This window comes from Vibrio satsumensis, from assembly GCF_050337435.1.
Classification (GTDB): domain Bacteria; phylum Pseudomonadota; class Gammaproteobacteria; order Enterobacterales; family Vibrionaceae; genus Vibrio; species Vibrio satsumensis.
Map to the genome: position 1 here is coordinate 105,931 of NZ_JAKJSX010000014.1, position 23,010 is coordinate 128,940.

General features: G+C 42.3%; 14 protein-coding genes. 9 read left to right on the forward strand and 5 right to left on the reverse strand.

The features are described from left to right. The first annotated feature begins 37 nt into the window (after window positions 1-37). From dndB to dndE, 4 genes are read left to right on the forward strand one after another with little or no spacing between them, the layout of a single operon-like run. The gene (gene dndB / locus L4C44_RS18380) at window positions 38-1,117 is read left to right on the forward strand and encodes a DNA sulfur modification protein DndB (RefSeq protein ID WP_102305505.1); all 1,080 of its coding nucleotides are present in this window, start codon (window positions 38-40) and stop codon (window positions 1,115-1,117) included. Continuing rightward, the gene (locus L4C44_RS18385) at window positions 1,114-2,748 is read left to right on the forward strand and encodes a DNA phosphorothioation system sulfurtransferase DndC (RefSeq protein ID WP_050052917.1); all 1,635 of its coding nucleotides are present in this window, start codon (window positions 1,114-1,116) and stop codon (window positions 2,746-2,748) included. The genes dndB and L4C44_RS18385 overlap by 4 nt, the downstream gene beginning before the upstream one ends. 8 nt (window positions 2,749-2,756) lie before the next feature. Beyond that, window positions 2,757-4,766: a DNA sulfur modification protein DndD gene (gene dndD, locus L4C44_RS18390; protein WP_428805537.1), complete on the forward strand. Its 2,010-nt coding sequence runs from the start codon at window positions 2,757-2,759 to the stop codon at window positions 4,764-4,766. Next, the gene (gene dndE, locus L4C44_RS18395; protein ID WP_102266002.1) at window positions 4,766-5,113 is read left to right on the forward strand and encodes a DNA sulfur modification protein DndE; all 348 of its coding nucleotides are present in this window, start codon (window positions 4,766-4,768) and stop codon (window positions 5,111-5,113) included. Before dndD ends, dndE begins: the two co-directional genes overlap by 1 nt. Window positions 5,114-5,204: 91 nt before the next feature. Here dndE and L4C44_RS18400 read toward each other — a convergent pair whose 3' ends face one another. The 4 genes from L4C44_RS18400 to dptF are packed head-to-tail and all read right to left on the reverse strand — an operon-like array spanning window position 5,205 to window position 15,012. Beyond that, the gene (locus tag L4C44_RS18400; protein WP_428805538.1) at window positions 5,205-7,001 is read right to left on the reverse strand and encodes a DUF262 domain-containing protein; all 1,797 of its coding nucleotides are present in this window, start codon (window positions 6,999-7,001) and stop codon (window positions 5,205-5,207) included. Next, window positions 6,998-12,094: a DNA phosphorothioation-dependent restriction protein DptH gene (gene dptH / locus L4C44_RS18405; protein ID WP_428805539.1), complete on the reverse strand. Its 5,097-nt coding sequence runs from the start codon at window positions 12,092-12,094 to the stop codon at window positions 6,998-7,000. The genes L4C44_RS18400 and dptH overlap by 4 nt, the downstream gene beginning before the upstream one ends. Continuing rightward, entirely contained in the window at window positions 12,075-13,415 is a 1,341-nt protein-coding gene (gene dptG, locus L4C44_RS18410; RefSeq protein WP_428805540.1) for a DNA phosphorothioation-dependent restriction protein DptG, read from the reverse strand. Before dptG ends, dptH begins: the two co-directional genes overlap by 20 nt. A 1-nt stretch (window position 13,416) precedes the next feature. Further along, window positions 13,417-15,012, reverse strand: a complete 1,596-nt coding sequence (gene dptF, locus L4C44_RS18415; protein ID WP_428805541.1) for a DNA phosphorothioation-dependent restriction protein DptF — start codon at window positions 15,010-15,012, stop codon at window positions 13,417-13,419. Window positions 15,013-15,330: 318 nt separating this feature from the next. On the opposite strand from dptF, the gene L4C44_RS18420 reads away from it, so the two are divergent. The 5 genes from L4C44_RS18420 (at window position 15,331) to L4C44_RS18440 (ending at window position 21,686) form a co-directional block, all read left to right on the forward strand. Beyond that, window positions 15,331-16,188, forward strand: a complete 858-nt coding sequence (locus L4C44_RS18420; RefSeq protein WP_428805542.1) for a helix-turn-helix transcriptional regulator — start codon at window positions 15,331-15,333, stop codon at window positions 16,186-16,188. A 67-nt stretch (window positions 16,189-16,255) separates the two neighbouring features. Further along, window positions 16,256-17,200, forward strand: coding sequence for a hypothetical protein (locus L4C44_RS18425; RefSeq protein ID WP_428805543.1), 945 nt, complete (start codon window positions 16,256-16,258; stop codon window positions 17,198-17,200). A gap of 196 nt (window positions 17,201-17,396) precedes the next feature. Next, entirely contained in the window at window positions 17,397-18,164 is a 768-nt protein-coding gene (locus tag L4C44_RS18430; RefSeq protein WP_061019473.1) for a 1-acylglycerol-3-phosphate O-acyltransferase, read from the forward strand. Window positions 18,165-18,311: 147 nt separating this feature from the next. Continuing rightward, window positions 18,312-19,682: an MBL fold metallo-hydrolase RNA specificity domain-containing protein gene (locus tag L4C44_RS18435; RefSeq protein WP_428805544.1), complete on the forward strand. Its 1,371-nt coding sequence runs from the start codon at window positions 18,312-18,314 to the stop codon at window positions 19,680-19,682. A 456-nt stretch (window positions 19,683-20,138) separates the two neighbouring features. Next, the gene (locus L4C44_RS18440) at window positions 20,139-21,686 is read left to right on the forward strand and encodes an alanine/glycine:cation symporter family protein (RefSeq protein WP_428805545.1); all 1,548 of its coding nucleotides are present in this window, start codon (window positions 20,139-20,141) and stop codon (window positions 21,684-21,686) included. 145 nt (window positions 21,687-21,831) lie between these two features. Here L4C44_RS18440 and L4C44_RS18445 read toward each other — a convergent pair whose 3' ends face one another. Further along, window positions 21,832-22,425, reverse strand: coding sequence for an acetate uptake transporter (locus L4C44_RS18445; protein ID WP_060983311.1), 594 nt, complete (start codon window positions 22,423-22,425; stop codon window positions 21,832-21,834). Window positions 22,426-23,010 lie beyond the last annotated feature (585 nt).

Genomic DNA, 23,010 nt, shown 5'->3' on the forward strand with positions numbered 1-23,010 from the left:
TTATGTCATAGACAAATAACATAACTTAGAGTTCACTATGCAAAATCAAGATTCAGGCTATTGCTATTCATTTCCAGCTGTCAGAGGTATTCAAGCAGGACGTCCATTTTACATTGCGACATGCCCTCTTCGAATCATCCCGAAGATTTTCAGTTACAACGAAGATGATGTTCCACCAGAGCTTAGAGCTCAAAGGACATTAAACAAGACTCGCATACCTGAAATGGTCAGATACCTACTCGACAACCCTAAAGAGTACGTATTCTCAGCATTAACAGCATCGGTTGGAGTTGATATATCTTTCCACGATCACGAAGGAGCCCCTAACTTAGGGACGCTTCAAATCCCGATGGATGCGCAGATTCTAATTAACGATGGCCAACACCGTCGTAAAGCGATAGAAGAAGCACTAAGAGAAAACCCAGACCTTGGGCAAGACAACATTCCAGTATTGTTCTTCATCGATGAAGGTTTAGGTAGAAGCCAACAAATGTTTGCTGACTTAAACAAATACGCAGTAAAACCCAGTCCATCTCTTGGTACTCTCTACGATCACCGAGACGAAAGCTCTGAATTAGCGCGTGAATTAGCAGCTAAAGTGAAACCCTTCATTGGAATGACTGAAATGGAAAAATCCAACATCAGTCCAAAGTCGAACAAGCTATTTACTTTAAGCAGCATTAAACAATCAACAAGAGCACTTTTAAGTAAAGGACCAAAAGATGGTTTCACTGAAGAAGAGAAGCAGTTAGCGTCTGAGTTTTGGGAAGAGGTCACTCGCCATATCAAAGATTGGCAAATGGTGATCGACAAACAAGTATCCCCAGCACAGCTTCGCCAAGAATACATCCACGCACATGGTGTCGGGCTACATGCGATTGGCGTCTTGGGTAAACACCTGTTGTGCCAAGAGCCAAAGCAATGGAAAGAAAAACTTCAACTACTAGGGAAAGTCAATTGGTTGAAAACCAATCCTGAATGGATAAAGCGCAGCATGAACCACGGCAAGTTGAGTAAATCGAACATCAACATTCAGCTCACGGCAAACGCACTTAAAATTGAACTTGGGTTACCACTAACCCCAGAAGAAAAAGCTCTAGAGAAGCAGTTATCATGATACACGAGCTAAAATTGGCAGAAGATCTCGCCGAAGAATACCAAGAATTCATCAACGCTGAAGAGTTCGCAAATAATAAACTCAGCTACTATGTTGCTGACGTTCAACGCGTCTATTGTGCAGACAACCGCCCATGGGTGATCGGCTACAGTGGTGGTAAAGATTCCTCCGCTATCATGTCTTTAATCTATATGGCACTACTTGGTCTAGAGAAAGAACAACGCCACAAACCCGTATTTGTCGTTTCATCAGACACACTGGTTGAGACACCTGTTGTTGTTAACCACATTAAAGACTCCCTAGCGGCAATACAAAAAGGCGCTAAGCGTGACGACTTGCCAATCAGCTGCCACAAAGTTGTACCTGAGTCAGACCAAACGTTCTGGTCAAGCCTTCTTGGTAAAGGCTACCCAGCACCGACACGTTCATTTCGCTGGTGTACGGAGCGAATGAAGATCGATCCGGTTAGTGACTTCATCAAAAGCAAAGTATCTCAATTTGATGAGGTGATTGTTGTATTGGGCTCACGTAGCCAAGAAAGTGCCTCGCGTGCTCAGGTTATCGCTAAACACAAAATTGATGGCTCTCGTCTAGCTCGTCATACAACGCTAGCCAATGCATTTATTTACACCCCTATTGATACATGGGCTGTTGATGATGTTTGGAAGATCTTGCGTTTATGTCACCTAGAGACAAAAGAAACGCCACTAGGTACTAGAAACATCTGGAAAGATGACTATGACCTAGAATGGGAAAACCCATGGGGCGGTAAAAACCTAGTGCTTTGGAATCTATATAAAGACTCTTCAGGCCAAGGTGAATGTCCAATGGTGATTGACGAAACTACCCCCTCTTGTGGTAACTCTCGTTTTGGTTGCTGGACATGTACCGTAGTAACCAAAGACCGAGCGATGGAAAGCCTTATCCAAAATGGCGAAGAGTGGATGGCACCTCTTCTTGAGTTCCGCAATAAGTTAGCAATGACGACAGATCCTGCTAACAAAGCAGAGTTCAGAAACCATAAACGTCGTACCGGTCGCGTAAGCTACCAATACGCGAAAGAAGGCGAAGATATTGCTAGCGAGCGTAAACACGTCCCGGGTCCTTACTGGCTTAAATACCGCCGTCAATGGCTCCGTGAATTACTAGAGCTAGATAAGAAATACAAAGCTGAAGGCCGAGAGATTGAGTTAATCACAGTGCCAGAGCTGCATGCTATTCGCCAAGAGTGGATCCACGATCCAAACGAACCGGATTGGGATGACTCTCTACCAACTATTTTTAAAGACGTTTATGGCTACGACCTTGATTGGGTGTATGACGATAACGCAAGTTTTGGTAAAGATGACGCACAGCTGATCCATGAGCTTTGCAATAACTTCGATGTCGAACCTGAAATGATCATGAAACTCATCGAGCTTGAGGTATCTATGGAAGGTTTGAGCCGTCGTAGTGGCATCTCGAACAAGATCGCATCGCTATTGAAACGAGACTGGGGAAGCTTGGAAGAAATCAAACAAAAGCATGCTTCACTACAAAGCAAAGCCGAGTTTGATATTCACCAACAAGAAATTGAGCGCTATAACGAACAGCTTGCTGACCTAGATAAACAGCTTCAAAAAGAGTTTTAAATACTGAAATGTTGATTACAAAACTAACTTTAAACAACTTTCGCGTGTTTCGCGGTGTGCATGAAATTGACTTGCGCCCCGCTCCGGCTCGTTTAAGTAAAAGTGGCCCTATCGAAGGGACCGAACGACCAATTATTTTGTTTGGCGGCTTAAATGGTGCCGGTAAAACATCAATACTGACAGCAGTTCGCTTAGCGCTTTTCGGGCGTCAATCATTTAGCCAATTACTTTCAAATGGTGACTACGTTGACGCTTTATCGGAACTGATTCACAAAGGTGTCGGCCATGGCGGCGTTCAAGATAATGCATCGATCGAGCTTGAGTTTAAATACAGCCAAAACGGTGAAGAGAACACTTATAAAGTGATTCGCGGTTGGAAGCGCGGTAAGAAAGATAACCTGTGCCTTGAGAAAGATGGTATTCAAATTCCTGAGTTGAATTACGAGCAGTGCCAAGGCTTTCTTAATGAGCTTATTCCAACAGGTATTGCTGATCTGTTCTTCTTCGACGGCGAGAAAATCGCTGAGCTAGCAGAAGATGAATCTGGTAGCGTTCTTAAAACGGCTGTGCGTCGTCTACTTGGTTTAGATGTAATCGCGAAACTAAAAAGCGACCTCAACATTTTCTTAAAGAAACAAGGAGCCGGAGCTTTAAGTCAGTCTTTAAAAGAAGAGATGAATTCCCTAGACGAGCAACGCATTATTCACGAACGTAAAGCTGAAAAGCTGCGTAGCAAAGCCGACTTTATCGTTGAGAACATAAGGGAGGAATCCCGAAATATACACGTGAAAGAAGCTGAGCTAACGCAAAGTGGCGGCGCTTGGGCTAAGACCAGAGAAGATGAACAACAAAAAGTAGAGAGCCTTCTTAAAGAGAAAGTGGAACTGGAGAAGCAAATCCGCATGGAAATGGAAACTAACCTTCCATTTTCACTTGCTCCAAAGGCAATGCAAAGGCTTCAAACTCAAATCAAGCAAGAGCAACAAGTTAAGAAGAAACAGAGCTTTGGTAATGAGCTAGATTCATTCTTAGAAACCCTATGCTCAAAATACCCAAGCTTTGATACAGAGATGGCGCAAAATGCAATCGCAGACAGCTTTAAAGCTCATGTAGGTGAATTTGATTCTACAGACCTACTTCTAGATATTTCTGACCGTCAGTCAAACACCATCGATTACCAGTTATCTAACCTTTCGCAAGACTCTTTTGCTCGCTTTGATAGGGCACGAGTACGTCTTCAAAAAGTTGAAGAAGAGATCGACAACGCTTCCAGTAATATCGCGCGCGCCCCTGAGCAAGAACAAGTGCAAGAGTTGTTTGCAGATGTCCGTGCTCTAGATAAGAAGAAAGAACAACTGATTATTGAATACCATGACTTGCTAGAAAAAGCCAAACGAGAGCTTCGACTAGCTCTGGATACAGCTCGCCAAATTCAAAAGCTACACGATAAGCACAAAGATCAATCCAACAAAGATCAAAGTGTTAGCAACGCCCAAAACTCGATTTTATTACTAGAGAAGTTTGGTGAACAGTTAACCAAAGCGCGTGTAAATCAGTTAGAAAATGAATTCGTTCAATCATACAAAAAACTAGCCCGAAAAGAAGACTTGCAGCTTACAGCTTCGATCAATCCAGCTACGTTCGATGTTGAGTTAGTTGATGAACACGGTATTAAGATCAACCGTAAGGCGATGTCTGCTGGTGAGAAGCAAATATACGCAATCTCGATTCTAGAGGCACTTGGGCGTACATCTGGTCGTAAGCTGCCAATTATCATTGATACACCATTAGGCCGATTAGATTCGCATCACCGTGACAAACTGGTTGAGAATTATTTCCCAACAGCAAGCCACCAAGTGGTAATTTTATCGACAGACACAGAAATTGATAGGAACTACACAAGCCTCATCCAAGACGATCTTGCTCGTACTTACGAGATCTGTTTCGACGGCACAACCAAGTCTTCAACGTTGAAGGAAGGTTACTTCTGGAAAGAATCGATTAAGGAGGCTGTGTAATGCTACCTAACCGCATGAACTTAACCCGCTCTACCGAAGAGCAGCTTAAAAAGTTGAAGGGCTATACTGGAATCACTCCAAACGTTTCGGCACGTATTGCTTTCTTTCGTTCTATTGAAAGTGATTTCCGATACCAAGGTCAAGAAGCCAAGTTAGATGGCTCACTGGTGCTAGATAAGTACACATGGCTTGGTGAAACTGGTGAAGTGACTGAGTTAATGTTAAAAATGTACTACCCAGAGCTTGATGCTAAAGAGTATCAACAAGCTTGGGCAGCGCATGTTGAAGATGGAATTGCTTCTATAAGGAACCACAGATCATTAACTGAATTAGCACTAAAAATATAAATTTATCTAGTGTAATGCCCACTTTATAGTTATTAAGTGGGCATGTTTTTAACCTCAGGGCTTTTGTGGTCTGCTATTGAGTGTAAAGAGCTTATAAGATTCTTTTAAAACAAAAAACTCGCTTCGCACACTCGAGATACTTTTCTTCTAGAACTTTTGCTTCTTCATTTCCCCAACTTTCGCTATCGAAAACTAATTTATGCACTCCAATACCAGTGTTATCAAATACATCTCTTTTTTCCTCAAAAATTTTATTATCATTAGACCTGTTTCTATCTAAGTCCAATAATACTAAATTTCCAACTGAGTTTTTTATTGCTTCCATATCTTCTGAAACATCTTCAGGTTTTGCACTATATGGGTACAGATGCTCTAGAGATGTATTATTGAAGTCAAATACAGTTGTAATATCTTCCCTCTTTAACCTGTTTGCTGGCCCTGTTTTATATCCATCTGTTACCCAAGCCCAGTTTTCTTGCAATGTTATAAGCAAATATTTTAGGGGTCTGTTATCACCTTTTCTTTGATAATACATACTCCTAATACCTGTTTCTAAAGCTAGATCATTAGGGTCTTTGCTATCTAGTTGTTTTTGATAGGTTTCATGAAGGCTCTTTATGTTAAAGTTATCGCTATCTTCATGAATACTCTTAGCTAATGACGGATATACCTTAGAAAAAACAGAAGCATGGAGGTTACTAATAACTTTGTATCTAATGAAAAATTTAACTGTTTCATTGATGACAGATTGAAACAGCTTTTCATCTAGATATGAACTAGCAAGCAGTAACGGCATTGCATGGGTATGCTTAAGCTTTTTAATTAACCACTCTAACTTTGTCGAATGAAAACTAGTATACTTTTCGCTTCTTTCATAAGGCCACTCAGCTTCTGAGATTAATGATAATTTAAAGACACTCTTTCTCAACGACTTTACATTCTTCGCCATTTCTTCAATATCTAATGAATTCTCAAAATAACCTGACTTGAATTCTTCTAAAGTTTCATTCGCAGTAATATGACGGCCCTTGATCATCGTCGCAGACCATCTCAGGTAATCACTGACTTTATTTGCTTCATGAGACAAAATATAGTCCCAATCCTTTGCCATTTGCGAAACAAGTGGGTTTTTAGGATCATAATTACCAAGTGTATGTGCTTTTAGTAATTCACCTTCAGTTAGGTTTAAGCCTCGGTCATTAAGTACCATGAACAGCTTGTAAGCATCATCTACACTAGTAGTAATAATGTGAATAAGTAAAAAAGACTCTTCGAAAATACTAATTATATCATCAACAATATCCAGCACTTCTGTCACTGTTTTACTACTAAATAGATCGTTAATAATGAAATTATAAAGATCATTACTAGCAGATTTAATTAGCTTATGAGAATCTCTTTCTGACTCGACATCACAAGAATTGATTACAGACTGAAAGAACTCATTGTCAGCCACACCGATAGTAAGCCTCGGATGAAATACACTTTCTCTATTTTTTCGCTCTGTATACTTAAGATACTTTGACATTAAATTTTGAAGAGTACCTTTGAAAATCAGATCTTCTCCATCACACTCTAAGTTCTTTAAAGCAAAATTTAAGCGTGAGAAAAACATAACAATAGTAGAGAGCCTTTGTTGCCCATCAATTAAAGCATTTACTATTTTACGATTTCCCACACCTTCTTCTTGCGCACAAACAATTCCTCCAAAAAAATGCTGGTAATCTTGTTCTTCCGACTTCTTGTCAAGAGCTTCTTTTATATCATTTGTAAACTGCTCGATTTGCTCACCTTCCCAAGAATAGTCTCTTTGAAACATAGGTGTTTCAAAGACGTTACTTTCATGAAAAAGCTCACCAAATGATTTATATTCCGGCGTTACCTTCATTTACAATCCTTATTAATTAATTCCCAGAATGCTCTATCTCTCATTGGGAGTATCTTCTTCGCACCATCAATGTATAAGCTATAGTGCTTCTCTAGCTTATTGATGGTTTCCATCAGCTTCTCTTGCTCAGCTTTTTCGTTTACACCAAACATGGCTTTTAGCTCTTGCGGGCGAATCTTCGCTACGCGGTGGATTACCCAAGTAAGTACGTAGCTTGAGTAGTCATTCTCACCAGTTTGAAAGTGCGTAATGTCTTGTGTAGAAAGGATCACACCAACACCGTACTCACGGCCTTCCTTCAAGATCTTACGTAAGCTTGGGAAGTTCTGAGACATGAAGTTATCGGCTTCATCCACCAAAATCATTTTAGTAATTTGACGGAAATCGCCCTGTACTTCAGGCTTACCTTTCTTCTGCATCTGTGAGTAGAAAAGGTCTAATGTCAGTGCGACTACAAGGTTTTGAATCTCTGCTGGGTAACCTGCTAGCTCCACAACTGTAATGCCATCTACAAGATCGTAAAGGCTCATGCACTTGGTATTGTCGTCTTCGAAGATCTCTAGCTCATATAAGCTCTCAAGTGCCGCATATAATGAATCTTCATCTGGGTCTGTTTCAATGAATAAGTCCCATACTTGTGAGATTGTCGGCGCTGGTTTTGACCAAGTGCTTGGATCTGCTTTACGAATACCCGCTAACTCATACGCTTCACCCACCAGCTTACGCAAACGCAGTTGCTGCTTTTGGCCCAAGCCAAACGCTTTACCCATGGTTTCAGAGAAGCCGCGAGCTGTGTGTACAGGCAGCATCGGCGTATCACCAAATAAGCTCAATGGGTTGTATGGCAGTTTGTGAAGGTTAAACTTCTTACCCGCAGTCGCTTGTTGGAACTTATCGTCTACATAATCGGATTTGTAGTCGAAAATAAGCATCCCAATTGGCGCACCGTTTACGTTGTCTACTTGATTACGGTAAAGCTGAGTGATCACCGACTTGGTAAACTGCGTTTTACCCGTCCCCATGGTGCCGATAATACCAGTATTGGTATTCATGAATTTGGCGGTATTCGTTGGCTCCCAGTTCAGTGGTGCTTGTGTTAGCGCATTATGACCAAACAACACGTTTAAGTTGCTGTTAGACTCAACCTTCATAGGTTCAACGACTGGCGATACTTGCTCTTCAACAACAGGCTGTTCAGGCTGCACTGGCTCTGTAGTTTCAACCTCATCAGATTCCACAAGTACTGGCTGAGGTTCAACTTCAGCAAGTTTCTCTAATCGAGTTTCACCATTCAGCACATACTCACTTGGCACGTGGCAAAGTTTCACTACATCTAATTCGTTCAACACTTCTTGCAGCGGAGTTTCCACCAAGCCAGGAAGTAGCCCCATAGGTAGGTCGACTTTTAACACCCCTTCCATCATATGGTAGTCAGGTTGTAAACAGCCAGCCCCTTCAAGGTGGCTAACCACAAAGCCTTCTGGGTAATCTGCGATTTGGCCAAGTGAATAGTCGCCTCTTAGCCACTCTTCTTTGTTTGCCAGTAAAGTGTCGAAGTAATCATCAGCAAATACTTTGTATAAGCGATACTTATCAACTTGCATCAAAACTTGGCGCATGAACAAGCCACGGTATAACTTGCTCGCTAAGTCTTTGTTACCAAGTAAGTCTTGGCTTAAGTAACGCAATAGCTCTTTCGATTGTTTAACGGCTTTATTATAATTCGGCACCGAACCCGTTTTCACTTCAACAGGTAGCAAGTACATGTCTTGGTCTTTGAAACCAACCAATAATACATCGTCAGAAATTTCGCCTTTCTTGTAGCCTTGAACGTTACGAGAGAATTCGCTGTCAGACATCTTCAGACCAATATTACCCGATACACGAATCATCTCAGCAACAGACAGCGGCACCCATGTAATGTCTGAGTCATGCACTAGGCTAGTAACGAACTTGTAGGCACCAATCACGCCTTTGCGCTCTTTATTGATGGTCGGCGCGCAAGTCATCATTTTCAACAGCCAATCACCGTTGAACGCGTTGAACTCATTGATTTGGCCACCATCACCTTGCTTGATGACTTTCTCAAACAAACCTCGCTGCGCGGTAACGGTGATTGCATCGTAGCTAGAAGAGCTGGTGTACTGATCTGAATAGTGAATCAATACTACGTCTTCATTGCTGTGGAAGAAGTCCAACGTCACCTTAGGATCAATGATGGTCGTCCAGATAGAGCTATCGTATGAACGTTCCAGTAAACCTTTAAAGTCTTCACTTACGGCAAGGGCAACTGCATTTGCACCGTGATATTGAGTATTCGGCTTGAGCGCAGGTTTTAACAGAGCACCGACGTATTTAGCCATCATCAAATGTGGGTAGTCTTGGTAATCCGTTCCTTTCAAGCCAAAACCCGTAAAGTACGAGCCAGATTTACTTTCAGAAGCATCACCCGTTAGTAGACCGTCACAAGCTATGCCTGATGCCATATCTTCAATCGCAATGTCTGAGCAATCGACTTTGTCGTTATTACGGAAAAAGGACAGATGTGCATAAGACTGACCATCTTTTTCGGCTTGGGCATTAGTGAACTTGCTGTAAGTTAATCGCGTGCGAAGAATATCGATAATAGTATCGGCAACTTCACGAACTTTACCCTTGTTCAGCTCTAACCACTCTTTCAATTCATCGTAATTGGCTGTTTCTGCGAATCGGTCAAACGCATTAAACGCTAACTTGTCGTCATACAGATTAATATGAATCGACGCAGCCTGATCTTGGTTACTGCGGACATAATCCACCAGCCCCATAAATAACTCTTCAGCGCTGTCTTGGTTCACCGCATTAACGATAATGCTCTTCTCAGAGCCAGTGAACAATTGGCTGAATGCCGTTTGGAACTCGTCGATTTTCTCTTTTACCAGCTTGCGAACGAACGTAAGAGAGCTTTTCTCTTGAGGCACGCTCTTGATCCAAAACGCGTTCTCTTTCACCTGTTGGTTGTAGGAAAACTCATGCTTTGGATGGTAAACATATGGCAGCAAACCTTTTGGCGACAAGCGTTCAAAAGTGACATCAGGAAGCTGAGCAAAGCTCTTATCATCACGAATCGCACCTCTTAGGTTGAGGTAATAAGCCAAAATAAGCGGGTGGAAAGGTGAGTAGTACTCTTCACCTTCAGATTGTACCAATCCGATTTTCAACGCTGATTTTTGATCTTTTGTCAGCATGCTACCTGTTGGAATTGCTTCAAAATACGCTAAGCAAGCATCAACTGTATTTTGGACGAGTGTTGTAAACTCATCGCCCCAAGACGCCAATGATGGCGTACTACGGCGCTGCTCAAGGTAATCAAAAAGCTCAACGTAAGAAGAGTGAATAGCCTCATCAATCGCTTGCAGCTCATCAAGCTTAAGCGCACCCGAATCAGCAATAGAAACAACTTTTTGGTTGATGAACTCTTCTTCCCAACGAAGCAGCTTTAAACGAACACCTGGTACAACGAACTCGCTATTATCGATACCCACTTTGCCTTTTTTAGAATAAAACTCGCCGTTGTATTCATCTTTGAAAAGCTTGTGATAACGACCTCTATTAAGCAGTAAAGGCAAACTCAATGAATCAGTCGCTACTGCACCTTCAACATTAAACTTAAGCTGGTTATCGCCAGATTTTACGGAAAAATCAATTTCATCAGCTTCATTGGCTAAGGATTCAAAATCCACTACAGCGTAATCTGCTACATCAACAACCTGCTTAGCATCAAGCAGTGAACATGCGCTGCCTTCGTTGGCTCTGATTTGCAGTTTGTTCTCTTCCATGTTCAAGGTTAAACGCTGCTTTGCTGGCGCAGGCTCTACCAAGAAGATGTTTTTGAATGGCTCAATATAGAACTCGCCTTTACGAACCACTAAACAACGGAAGTTATAAACCTCAGATTTGTTCTCACGCTTTAGAGCTAAGTTAAAAAACAGTGGCTCATGCTTATACGTACCTTTCAAGCTAGCTCGTGTCGTTTTAAAACTGTTACGTGTTTCAATTACTTCTTCGTTATTAAGCGCTTTTGCTGGCTGAATTTTAAATTGGCTTTTATCAAGATTGCTCGCACCTTGGAAGAGCAACTTCAGTTCAAACTCATTTACACCCTCATCTAACTCGATGATTAAATGGCGGTCACGCATGCCCGCTTTGGTCTCTGCACGGTTACGTGCAGTGATTGTCATGCCATCGCTAGCTTGCTCCTCTTCAAGAACAAGTTGCTGCTGAGCATTGCGCTTTTTCTCTTGTAGGAATGCTTCGAGCTCAACGTCTTTCCATGCATCTGTTTCTGAGAAGTTCTCTTTAATAAATTTCTCGCCGAATGATTTCAAGCGGTCTTGAAGCTGACCACCAAAGTGCTCAACTTCAAAAGATAGCTCTTCATAAAGCGCACGGTTATCTTCTAGGCGTTTTTTAATTTGCTTAGGGTTACCACTCATTTCAGCTACAAGCGGATCTTCAAACATACCCAACTCATTGAAGCGTAAGTCACCGTCTTCAACGGCTTTGTATAGAGACTCGAAACCAAACATGGTTGCGCCATCTTCTAAAATGGCATCGAATTGGTCATCAAGAAGGCAATTCGATACATCGCGCCCTTTGTCTTGCTGATCAATTAACCCTTTCATTGCCGCTTTGATCTTTGATGCGCTCCAAACCTGTCCCACTTGAGCCAAGTCTTCTGCAGAATTAATCAAGGTATCAAGCAAGCTGTTGTGGATCACAACTAGTGCGCAACCTTTTAAGTAGCCTGATTGACTCGCCACTTCGTCACGCAGATGTGAGATGTAGTTTTCAGTGAAGCCTTCAAACTCTGCTGGGTTTTCGCTATGAATCACAGGTACGATTTTGCAACCAGACAGCTCAATGAATGGCAACTTGATATCGTTAGTTGCATCAATGCTGTTTTCAGAATGAGCCGTCATCGCCTGATACAAGCGCATGCTATTTTCATTATCTGGCGACTTAAACTGATAGCGGAAACCTGCCTTAATATGTGTTTCAGCATCAGCTAAAAACTGCTCTACTAGAAAGGTCTCAAATTGTTTTACGGACATATACTGCGTCTCCACTATCACTCATGCGCTCTACGTTACCAATGCGCTCATAGAATTTAATTAGTTCTTGTTCTGTTTGTTTATCAACGAAAATGCCACGTTGCTCAAAGGCCGTGATCAGTTCGTGGAAACGGAGTTTATCCTTTTCTCCAACAACAAGGTTGGTCAATAAGATGATGTAGTCTTGGTTGAGCACTAATACTCGACCGCTGCGGCCTCGACTTTGAATGAAGTGAGACGCTAGGTACTTTTCTACTTCTGACACATACTTCTTGTTGATATTGAAACGTTCGCCGAAGCTAAACTGTGCGGATGCGAGCTTCATTATGTTACCGAGCCAGTCGAGCGCCAGTTCAGATTCATCTAGAGCTGTGTCGAGATTACGCTGTGACTTAAACGCTCTGGCAAAGTTTTCTAGTTGTTCTTTTAGATGCGTCGATTTCGACTCTTGAATACCCTTCGATATCTCCCACAGGGGTACTTTTATCGCGTTCTTATCTCCAACACCCGGCTGAAGTAGCTCAAGCATCGTCAGCATAGGGAACAGTCGAGTGGCTGACTCATTAAACAGCTTATAGCCATGATTCTTAATATGAGTACGCTCATTACTGGCACGCTCATGATCCATAATGAAATAGAGAGGCTTAGCCACTGGCTCTTGACCACTACGCCAATCTGTTAGCGCTAAACTCAACTGCGCAGTGTATGCGAAACCATAAAAAGACAGGAACGACTCTATTTCACTAAGCAGATACTTAGGGCGACTAGCCAAGAATTTCAGGTCGTCACGGAATGCTTTCGAAAGATAAGGTAGATACGGTTTCTCGCTCGCTTGCAATGACGAGTCAGACTTCATTTTTCCACGAAGCGTAGAAAGCATTTCACGTTCAATAAAGTTTAATTTGGCATCAAACTCTTCTACACGCATGTTCTGAAGTAAATTGGTATACATAGAAGCAACACGTGAATCACCTGCTGCAAATTCACCTTTTTGTGCACGGAACAGAAGGAGTTCAGGGCTCACTGTAAAGATGTCTTTGTTTTCAAAATACATATCTTCTAGCACTTGCCAAAACTCTTCTTCACCAAGCTTTTCTTCAAACGCACTTTGGCAATCGGACACAAACTGTTCGTAGCTATAACCTTCTACCTTTTTACGCAGAAGCCCACGTAGAACCAAGCCGATGACAGCATCAAAATCAAAATCGTTACCCTTGGTTCGAATAGGTAAGTAGCTGCTTAGGCTGTTTTTATTCGGTACGCCTTCCGCAGTTTGTGGCAACGATTGATTAAATGGTTGGGTGTAATTATCCATTGTCATTTTATAAACCACTCACTTCGAAATATTCATCATCTTCATTCACGATCTTGTAGCGCTTATCGTTTTTCAGAATAAACAGAGTATTCTTTTCATTCGCTACCGTGATGATCTGCTCAATCACTTCATCCAACAAAAGTACGGCATTTTTGTCATGCTTATTCGGACGGTACCCTTGGTTAATTTTTTCCAACAACTCGAGTAAATTAATGCTAATAGGCATTGGCAGAAGTGAATGATCGTCGACTCGAATATGAGCGTTAAATGAGCCTATCTTGCTCACCGCTTGTGTTTTAATCGATGAAAAATCAGGTTTCACTTCAAGTTCAGCCGCTGTTTTGAAGCCGTTGTATTCAGAGATAAAGAATTGGTCTTTATCGAGTGATGGCGAATTGCGGTTACAGTAGCGATGCACAGCTGAAATGAGAGTGTCTTTATAGAACTTATTCAGCTCTTTCTTCTGCTTTCCTGAACCATCAAACTCACGGTGAAGAAGCCAGATGTTTGCGTATTGATCGACCAAAGAGTTATCAAAGTCTGCTTTCAGCTCATTAATGTAATCATTCGCAAATTGCGCTTCGTCTTTCAACAGATAAACCATGCGCAGGTATGAAGCAGCAGTGAGCACATCAAATACACCTTGTGCTTTCACCTGATCTTTAAGTTGTGTAAAGCCTTGGTCTTCAATTCCCAAACCAAACTGAAGAACGAATTCGTCGATTTTACGAGTGTGAATATTGCTTGGATCAAAGCTTTGAATATGCTCTAAAAGCTCGTTATCTGAGCCAGAGAATAGATTATCGAACAGGTAATCATCGCCCGCTAAGATCTGGTACACAAAGTCCAGTAGCGCTCGTGCTGTTAGGAACTGATCTTTGATTAAGCGAGCTTTCAGTAGCAAAGAAATAATATTCTTCTGCACAGATTCTAGCCCCAGCAACGCATAGTTTGCTGTGAGCTTGCTGTGACCTAGCTTTTGAACTTCACTGTCATAAAGTGCGTAAAACGGGTTATTTAGCGTTGGCTCAGTCAATTGAGCTAAAAACTTAGCTGCAAAGTCAGAAGTGCTAACTTCATGGCCCAGCGTAAACTTCGGGTATTGTTCGAAATCTAAAAAAATGTGGTTCGTTGGAATATCGTCCGTTTTGTTTTCCAAGAACGCTTTTATAGAAGATTTAATATCGTCATGTTGCTCGGCACCTTCCTCAGCATAGTTACCCAACATTCCAATATTAATACCAACAACAAGTGGCTTTTCATTTCCTTTGAACTGTGAAAATCGCTCATCCAGTGCATTTATTGCGGTTTGATTTGGATTAAAGCTGTGGGTCGCATCAAGATGAAACTCATGCGTCGCTTTATGCTTCTGGCTGTATTGAGTCAGGATCTCAGACTTACCGTCACCACTACTACCACACAAGAAAATGATGTCATTTTTCTTTGAGGACAATAGCGACTTTTTAAAGTCGACTTCTATATCTGTAGTGATGTACACATGGCTCTTATATTTAGCCAGATGATCTTGTGTTTGCTCTCTTTCTGTACTTACCGCGTAGGGCGATGATTTAGAAAGTATGCTGAGGGCTTTTTCTAAGTTCAAAGGAATCTCTTCAAAATTGGATTAAACGGACTTTTTTTGTGGAGATAAATAGTATCAAACACGGAAAAGTAACGGTACTTACAACCATAAAAAAATGGAATGAGTGGATGAATAAGCACCACCATATGCAAATTGTTTATCTTACTCGCTTTACAAACAAATATTGTGTTTAGTATTAGAAAAGTATGATTTAGCTTACATTGCGTTACGTAACACTACGCAATTTTAACCGTTGAGTGTGTACTATACCCATGTAAAAAATGTACGTATATTCTGTACACATCAACATGTATCATTTTCAGGCATTAGATAATTGTTATGACAATAAAGTGGGATCAGTTACTGCGCTTCAAATTAATCGAGGTTGTCGCATTATGGGAGGGTCGCGTTACGACTAATCACCTATGTAACTCTTTCAACATTAAGCGACAGCAAGCCTCTAGAGACATCAAAGCTTATCAGGAGCACTTCTCTTCTCCACCACTTGTTCATGATCGTAGTATTAAAGGCTACCGTCTTACTGATCATTTTGCGCCAAAGTTTACAAAAGGCACTCCTAACGAGTATTTGTCGCTACTACACAAATACAACAGTGACCATGTAGACGGCTTTGATTTAAAAGATCTTGGCTTTGCTGACTCTATTGTCCTTTCAGTCCCAGATAGGCAAATAGCCCCTATAATCGTTCGTAGACTTCTACAAGCAGCACGAGAAAGGCGTAGAGTTGATATTGAGTATGTTTCAATGGATAACCCTGAGGGGCGAGGTCGAAACATCGTTCCACACACCATCGTATTTGATGGGTTCCGTTGGCATGTAAGAGCATATTGTGAAGAAAGAGCAATGTTCTTAGATTTCGTGTTAAGCCGATTTAGAGGAGAGCCTGAACTGCTCAATGAATCAGATATTAACATCGAAGACGATGAAGATTGGACAACAGAAGAAGTAATTGAAATCATTCCAAATCCACATTTATCACCTGCACAGCAACACATTGTGAAAGTCGATTATGGAATGCATGATTCTCCACTCACAATTAGTTGCCGACGAGCACTGATTAAGTATTTGCTCAAACGCTTAGATGTTTGCGTGGATAACAAGAAACTCTCTTCGACTCCCAAGAAATATCAGCTAGCACTTGCGAACTCAGCAAACATCAAGCGTTGGCTTCTATAGTTGTAAAACTTGAAGTAGCCAGTTCACACCTACAAGCTCAACCGCAATAAAACATGATGGTTCAAAATTGACAGTTAACACATACTCATACATAGACATCCCGTTCAACCTACGCCACACCTGTTGGTTTTGTGGTGAACCTTCCAATAACAGCGTTGAGTTTCCTAAAACTACTTCGCTTTTTTCCAAGGTTGGTCATGCGCCGATAGCACTGCCTGCATGTAAAGAGTGCGCGAATGTGAAGTATGCGAAAGACCTGACTTCGATTTGGGCGGTGCGCGATCAGATAAAACACACTCTGATAGACAAGTACGCTAAGCACCTTGGCATCGGTGAGAACTGGACGGAGCAAGAGCTTATTGATTCTGATTTCTCGGGTTCGACGCTTGGCGGGTTTGGGCGCAGCGCTTGGAAGATGTATCAAATAGCCAAGCAGCGAGTCGAGTATCAAGGCTGGCCTTTGTCGGTTGATAACACCGCCATTGAGGCCTACGACGAAACCAGTGGCTTTGAATTTGAAGGCACTCGTTATGCTTCAATCCATTCTTGTATCGACTATTTCACCAAGGCTGCAGGCGTAGACAAAGAACTGCTGTCGGAGCTGATCAATATTGTTTCATCAGAAAGGTTTAGCTACGCACTGAGAATTGCGAAGCTGAATAAGAATGTCTCGAATACCAAGCGCTTGGCGATCATCGACGAGGTGCTGCAGCAAGAATCAGAACAACAAGAGATTTTGCTGGAACAGGCTAACGCGATGTTTAACCCAGATATCGAAGAAGTCTCGGTTGCAGCTTCAACAGCTCCAGTATTTGCGATTCAATGGGCAATCGCAAACAAGGTGGAAGATTTAGCTCACCTATGTGCGCTTGAAGATGATTATTTTGACTATTTTGAACACCTTGGCGGCCCCGCAGCTTTCATGTCTTATAACGGTCTACAACTCTACCTAGAAGCTCGTCAAGATCCAGAATGGGTAGAAAAATCGGATCCAAATAAACAGTATTGGTGATCATGGCTCATTACTGGTGAACACGTGTAAGCTCGATAACCATGTCAAACACCCATTGTTAGTCCTTGTTTTATATAAAGATCTAAAAATTGCCCCCTATCACAGTTAATTGTTGCAATTCGGTTAAATAGAGTGAAAACTTCAAGCATCTAAAACTATTTAATCACTGCCATCTGCGGTGAGTAAGGAGTGAATTGTGCTTGCTGTTCTTCGTATTATTTTGGCTACGGTGTTTATTATTTTCACCACTCTATGTGCTTTTGTTTACTGCTTGTTTAGCCCCAAGAACCCCAAGCATGTGTACGTTTTCTGTCGTTGGTTCAACCAACTCCAAAAGATCATCGGTGTAAAACTGGTACAGCGCGGCCTAGACAATGCCCCGACACCAGAAAACAGCGTCTACATATCTAACCACCAAAGCATATTAGACTTTGTGACCGATCCAGGAATGCTAAGACCACGCACTGTTTCATTGGGCAAACGCGATTTGTTGTACGTGCCTTTCTTTGGCCTGCTGTATTGGATCACCGGTAACATCATGATTAACCGTGAAGACAAATCCAAAGCACGCGATACCATCAAGCAAGTGGCGGAAGCGATTCATCAGAGAGATCTGTCTGTTTGGGTTTACCCTGAAGGAACCCGTAGTAAAGGGCGTGGATTACTGCCATTCAAAACAGGCGCTTTCCGAATGGCGATTGAAGCCGGCGTGCCTATCACCCCGATGTGCACGAGCACCACGCACAATAAGATCGACTTTAATCGTGCCAATAATGGCATTGTGATCACCGAGATGCTGGAACCTATCGATGTATCCGGATACAAGCTTAGTGATGCAAGGGAGCTGGCCAATCGCTGTCACGCACTCATGGCAGAGAAAATAGCAGAGCTTGATGCCGAAGTGGCTCGTTTAGAGGCGCAGCAAAACCCAGAGTTGGATTCAGACCGCTCTTCTACGAACTAACTCACAGCGAACCCACTGAGTCATCGCTCAGTTACTTAAAAAGATACTCAACGATCGCAACTCTCATTGTTCTTGTTTTACTTGCTGGCGCTTATCCGCAAAATAAAAACAGGCGTTAACGGCTTTATAGAGCAATGGGAGTAAACGATGGAAGTGATTCACCATGGCGGCAAACATACTGTCACCGGATCTTGTCACGAGTTAAGAGATTCAGGCCAAGCGGTGCTCATCGACTGTGGCCTTTTTCAAGGTTTAGATCTTCAAGGTAAAAAGCTTCAAGGAGAAGACAGCCGCCCTCTTGATATCGATTTTGAAACATCCCACCTCAATGCCCTGCTGCTAACCCATACTCACATTGATCATATTGGCCGATTACCTTGGTTACTCGCCAGTGGCTTTAACCAACCGATTTATTGCACTCAAGCGACGGCTGAACTTGCCCCTTTAATGATTGAAGACGGACTAAAGCTGCAAGGGCTCAGTCATAAACAATCCAAACTCATCCTTAAAAAGATTCATTCGCTAATTGCGCCCAAGCCTTATGGAGATTGGTTTCCTATCACCTCTAAACAGCAAAATAACGGAAAGGATCATAGTAGGCCAAATACTCTGTATGCTCGTTTTCAACCTGCTGGACATATCTTAGGTTCTGCCTATATCGAGATAAAGTTACCTAATCAAGAAGTAGTTGTGTTTTCTGGCGACTTGGGCCCAAGTAACACACCACTGCTGCCCGATCCAAAACCACCACAACAGGCCGACTATCTGTTTATCGAATCCACTTATGGCGCCAGTACACATGATGATATTGCAACACGAGCACAGCGTCTTAAAGCGATCATAGATCGTTCACTACTCGATGGGGGTGTCATCCTAATTCCGGCCTTCAGTATCGGTCGAACACAAGAGTTGCTATTTGATATCGAACACCTGATCTATGAGTATCAACTCAGTGCCGACATTCCTATCATCCTCGATTCTCCGATGGCAGAGAAAGTGACACGCTCCTATCGACGTTTTAAAGAACTCTGGGGACAAGAAGCAAAGCAACGGCTAGAACTGAAACGTCACCCACTTGCATTTGAGCAGTGCATTACTGTTGATGGGCATAGAATGCACAAGAAAATCGTTAATCGCCTTAAGTCGACAGGTGAACCCGCGATTGTGGTTGCAGCTTCAGGAATGTGTCAGGGCGGCAGGATAATGAACTACTTATCGGCTTTGCTTCCCGATATACGAACCGATGTAATTTTAGCGGGCTATCAAGCGCAAGGGACGCTCGGACGAGAGTTGCAACAAGGTGAAATGCAGGTTTCAATCGACAACAAACAAGTGGAAGTGAATGCTCAAATTCATGGCATGTCTGGCTACTCGGCTCACGCCGATAAAGAGGATCTCTATCGATTTATAGAGGGCATCGCGACTCCACCGAAAAAGGTGCATTTGATTCACGGCGAACCAAACACTCAGTCTGACTTCACTAAAGAATTGCAGGTGCGAGGGTTCGTGGTTGTTTGAAACAGGCATCAAATAAGCAACTTTCACTAGGTAAACATGAAAGCCTTAATTATCGAACTTTCAAAAATCACAATCTCTTAGGCCTGCTAGTTCATACGATAGAGGTGATATATTCCAACCTACTTATCCCACCACTCCTATATCAGCCGTTCATGCTAAGCGGCTTTAATCGTTATTTTTCGCAATTTCGTTTCTTATGCGCACCTCAAATTCCCCCTTTTTGTATTAATCACTATTTATTCACTTTGCAAAACACCACAAAGCAAAACTAGTTGCATATCAAGTTAAATGGAATGATTATAGAATTAGCACTAAGCATTAACAAACGCCCTCTATAACTTGCTTTATGTCACAGTAATCCTAATGAGCAGTTAAATAATTTAACACTTGGGTTACAAGTGAAGTATTGTGTTGTTCGAAAAACAATCATAAGTAAAACTAACAGGGAAAATACTCATGCAGTCATTCGTTGATTTTTTGAATGGAATAATCTGGAGCCCAGTACTTATCTACCTATGTTTAGGTGCAGGTTTGTTCTACTCCATCATGACTCGATTTGTTCAAATCCGTCACTTCTTTGAAATGTGGCGCTTGCTACTATCGGGTAAAAGCTCATCAAAAGGCATCTCGTCTTTTCAAGCTCTAGCCGTTTCGCTATCTGGCCGTGTAGGTACAGGTAACATTGCAGGTGTTGCTGCCGCTATCGGTTTCGGTGGCCCAGGTGCAGTATTCTGGATGTGGGTTGTAGCCTTCTTTGGCGCTGCGACTGCTTATGCAGAATCTACGCTAGCGCAAATCTACAAAGAAGAAGACGAAGGCCAGTTCCGTGGTGGTCCGGCTTACTACATTGAAAAAGCAATGGGTCAGAAGTGGTACGCATGGATCTTCGCAATCGCGACTATTTTTGCATGTGGTATTTTGCTTCCAGGTGTTCAGTCAAACAGTATTGGTAATGCTGTAGAAGCTGCATTTGGCTCAGGTGATATGATTGAAACAGCTGTCGGTACATTCAGTTTCGCTAAAATTTTCACCGGTACTGTTGTTGCTATCATCCTTGCTTTCATCATCTTTGGTGGTGTTAAACGTATTGCGAACTTCACACAGATCGTTGTTCCTTTCATGGCATTGGCTTACATCATTATCGCGTTCGTTATCATTCTGCTAAACATCAGCCAAGTGCCAACTGTTTTCGCAATGATTATTGGTGATGCATTCACACCTATGGCAGGCTTCGGTGCTGCAATTGGTTGGGGTGTTAAGCGTGGTGTTTACTCAAACGAAGCGGGTCAAGGTACTGGTCCTCACGCGGCAGCGGCTGCAAGTGTTGATCACCCAGCTCAGCAAGGTTTGGTACAAGCATTCTCTATCTACATCGATACTCTTCTAGTATGTTCTGCTACAGCGTTCATGATCATCATCACTGGTGCATACAACGTTCACGGCGGCGCTGAGGGGGTATTCCTTGTTCAGAACCTAGCAGCAAACATCGGTGCGAATGGTCCTGTATTTACACAGCTTGCTATTGAAAGTGCACTACCAGGCATTGGTAAGCCATTCATCGCATTTGCTCTGTTCTTCTTCGCATTTACAACGATTCTTGCTTACTACTACATCGCAGAAACGAATATTGCTTACCTACGTCGTACCATCAAGATCCCTGGCATGATGTTCGTACTTAAGCTTGTTCTTATCACTGCGGTTTTCTATGGCACAGTTAAAACAGCGAACCTTGCATGGGCAATGGGTGATGTTGGTGTTGGCTTGATGGCATGGTTAAACATCGTGGGTATTCTGATCATCTTCTTCATGTCTAAGCCTGCGCTTAAAGCTCTAGCTGACTACGAAGAACAGCAGAAACAAGGCGTAACTGAGTACACATTCAACCCTGTAAAACTCGGCATTAAAGGTGCAACTTACTGGGAAGAGAAGTACAAGCGTAAAACAGGCAAGTCTCCTGAAGCAGAAACTACAGACACTAAACCTGTAGAGCAACCTTCAGCTTAAGCTTTCCTTAGCAAATAGATCGCTTTGACAAATAGCGCTATTCATAACGCATAAAAAAGGGGTTAGCCATTTCGGCTAACCCCTTTTGTTTTATTCATAACCAATAAACGGCTTATAACAAACTAACTGTTCCCGAGTTAGAGTATTAAGCAGCGATTTCTTGTGTTGCCATTTGAGGTGCTTTCTTCTCACCGATAGGCAGTACTGTACGGCCGTATTCGTTGTTGATTACTTGTGCCATTGCAAAGTAGATAGCTGAAGCACCACAGAAGATACCTTCAAAACCAGCGATAGTGCCGATCAGTGAGCTGCCAGTGAAATCACGAGCTGCAAGTAGGAAGAACAAGATAGTCAGTGAGCCGAATACTACTTGCTTCGCAACTGGGTAGCATAGAGAACCGATGAACATAAAGCCTGTGAAGATGCCCCATAGTAGTAGGTACCAACCCATGAATGCAGCAGGGCTTGCAGGAAGGCCCATGTAAGGCATCACGATTAAACCAACCAAAGACAACCAGAATAGGCCGTAAGAAGTAAACGCAGTTGTACCGAACGTGTCACCACGTTTGAAACACATTGTGCCCACGATAACTTGGCTCAAACCACCGTAAAAAATACCCATAGCAAGAATCATTGAATCGATTGGAAAGAAACCTGCGTTGTGGATATTAAGAAGAATAGTGGTCATACCGAAACCCATTAAGCCTAGTGGCGCTGGGTTAGCTAGTTTGGTCGACATTGCGAATTTACCTTATTAAAGTGGTTGATTAAAAAAAATCGATAAAATTTGTAAGAAAATTTTAATCTATAAACCGCTCAACTAGGTAATCCAGTTATCGAAAACTAAGATTGTATAAATGATCCTATGGAAAATTAGTTTCATAACAACACCAATCAATTCATAGAAACTATAAGTAAACAAATTCCCTGTCACGCTATAAAAAAGATGCGAGTAACGAGATACGGGATGCGAAAAGAGTCTGTAGATTCGAGTAAGCGGGATAAGAGGAGCGTATTGAGATTGAAATAAGTGATATGCATATGAAAAAGGTGCGGGTAACGAGATACGAGACACGAAAAGAGTCTTTAGATTTGAGTATGCGAGACTGCTTAATAGCAAGCTTAGACAATAGAGAGCGAGCTCTTCGATACTCGTTTACTCACATCCCGTACCTAGCTCTCAGTCGTCATTCCAGAATCGAGGAACGAGGTACCTGGAATCTCCTCTTCGATATAAGCACGTTTGGCGCACTAAAGAGATTCCCTATCACGTTCGTCCCTCACTGTGGGGAATGACGAGGATTACTTAGGTTCGAGTAAGTGA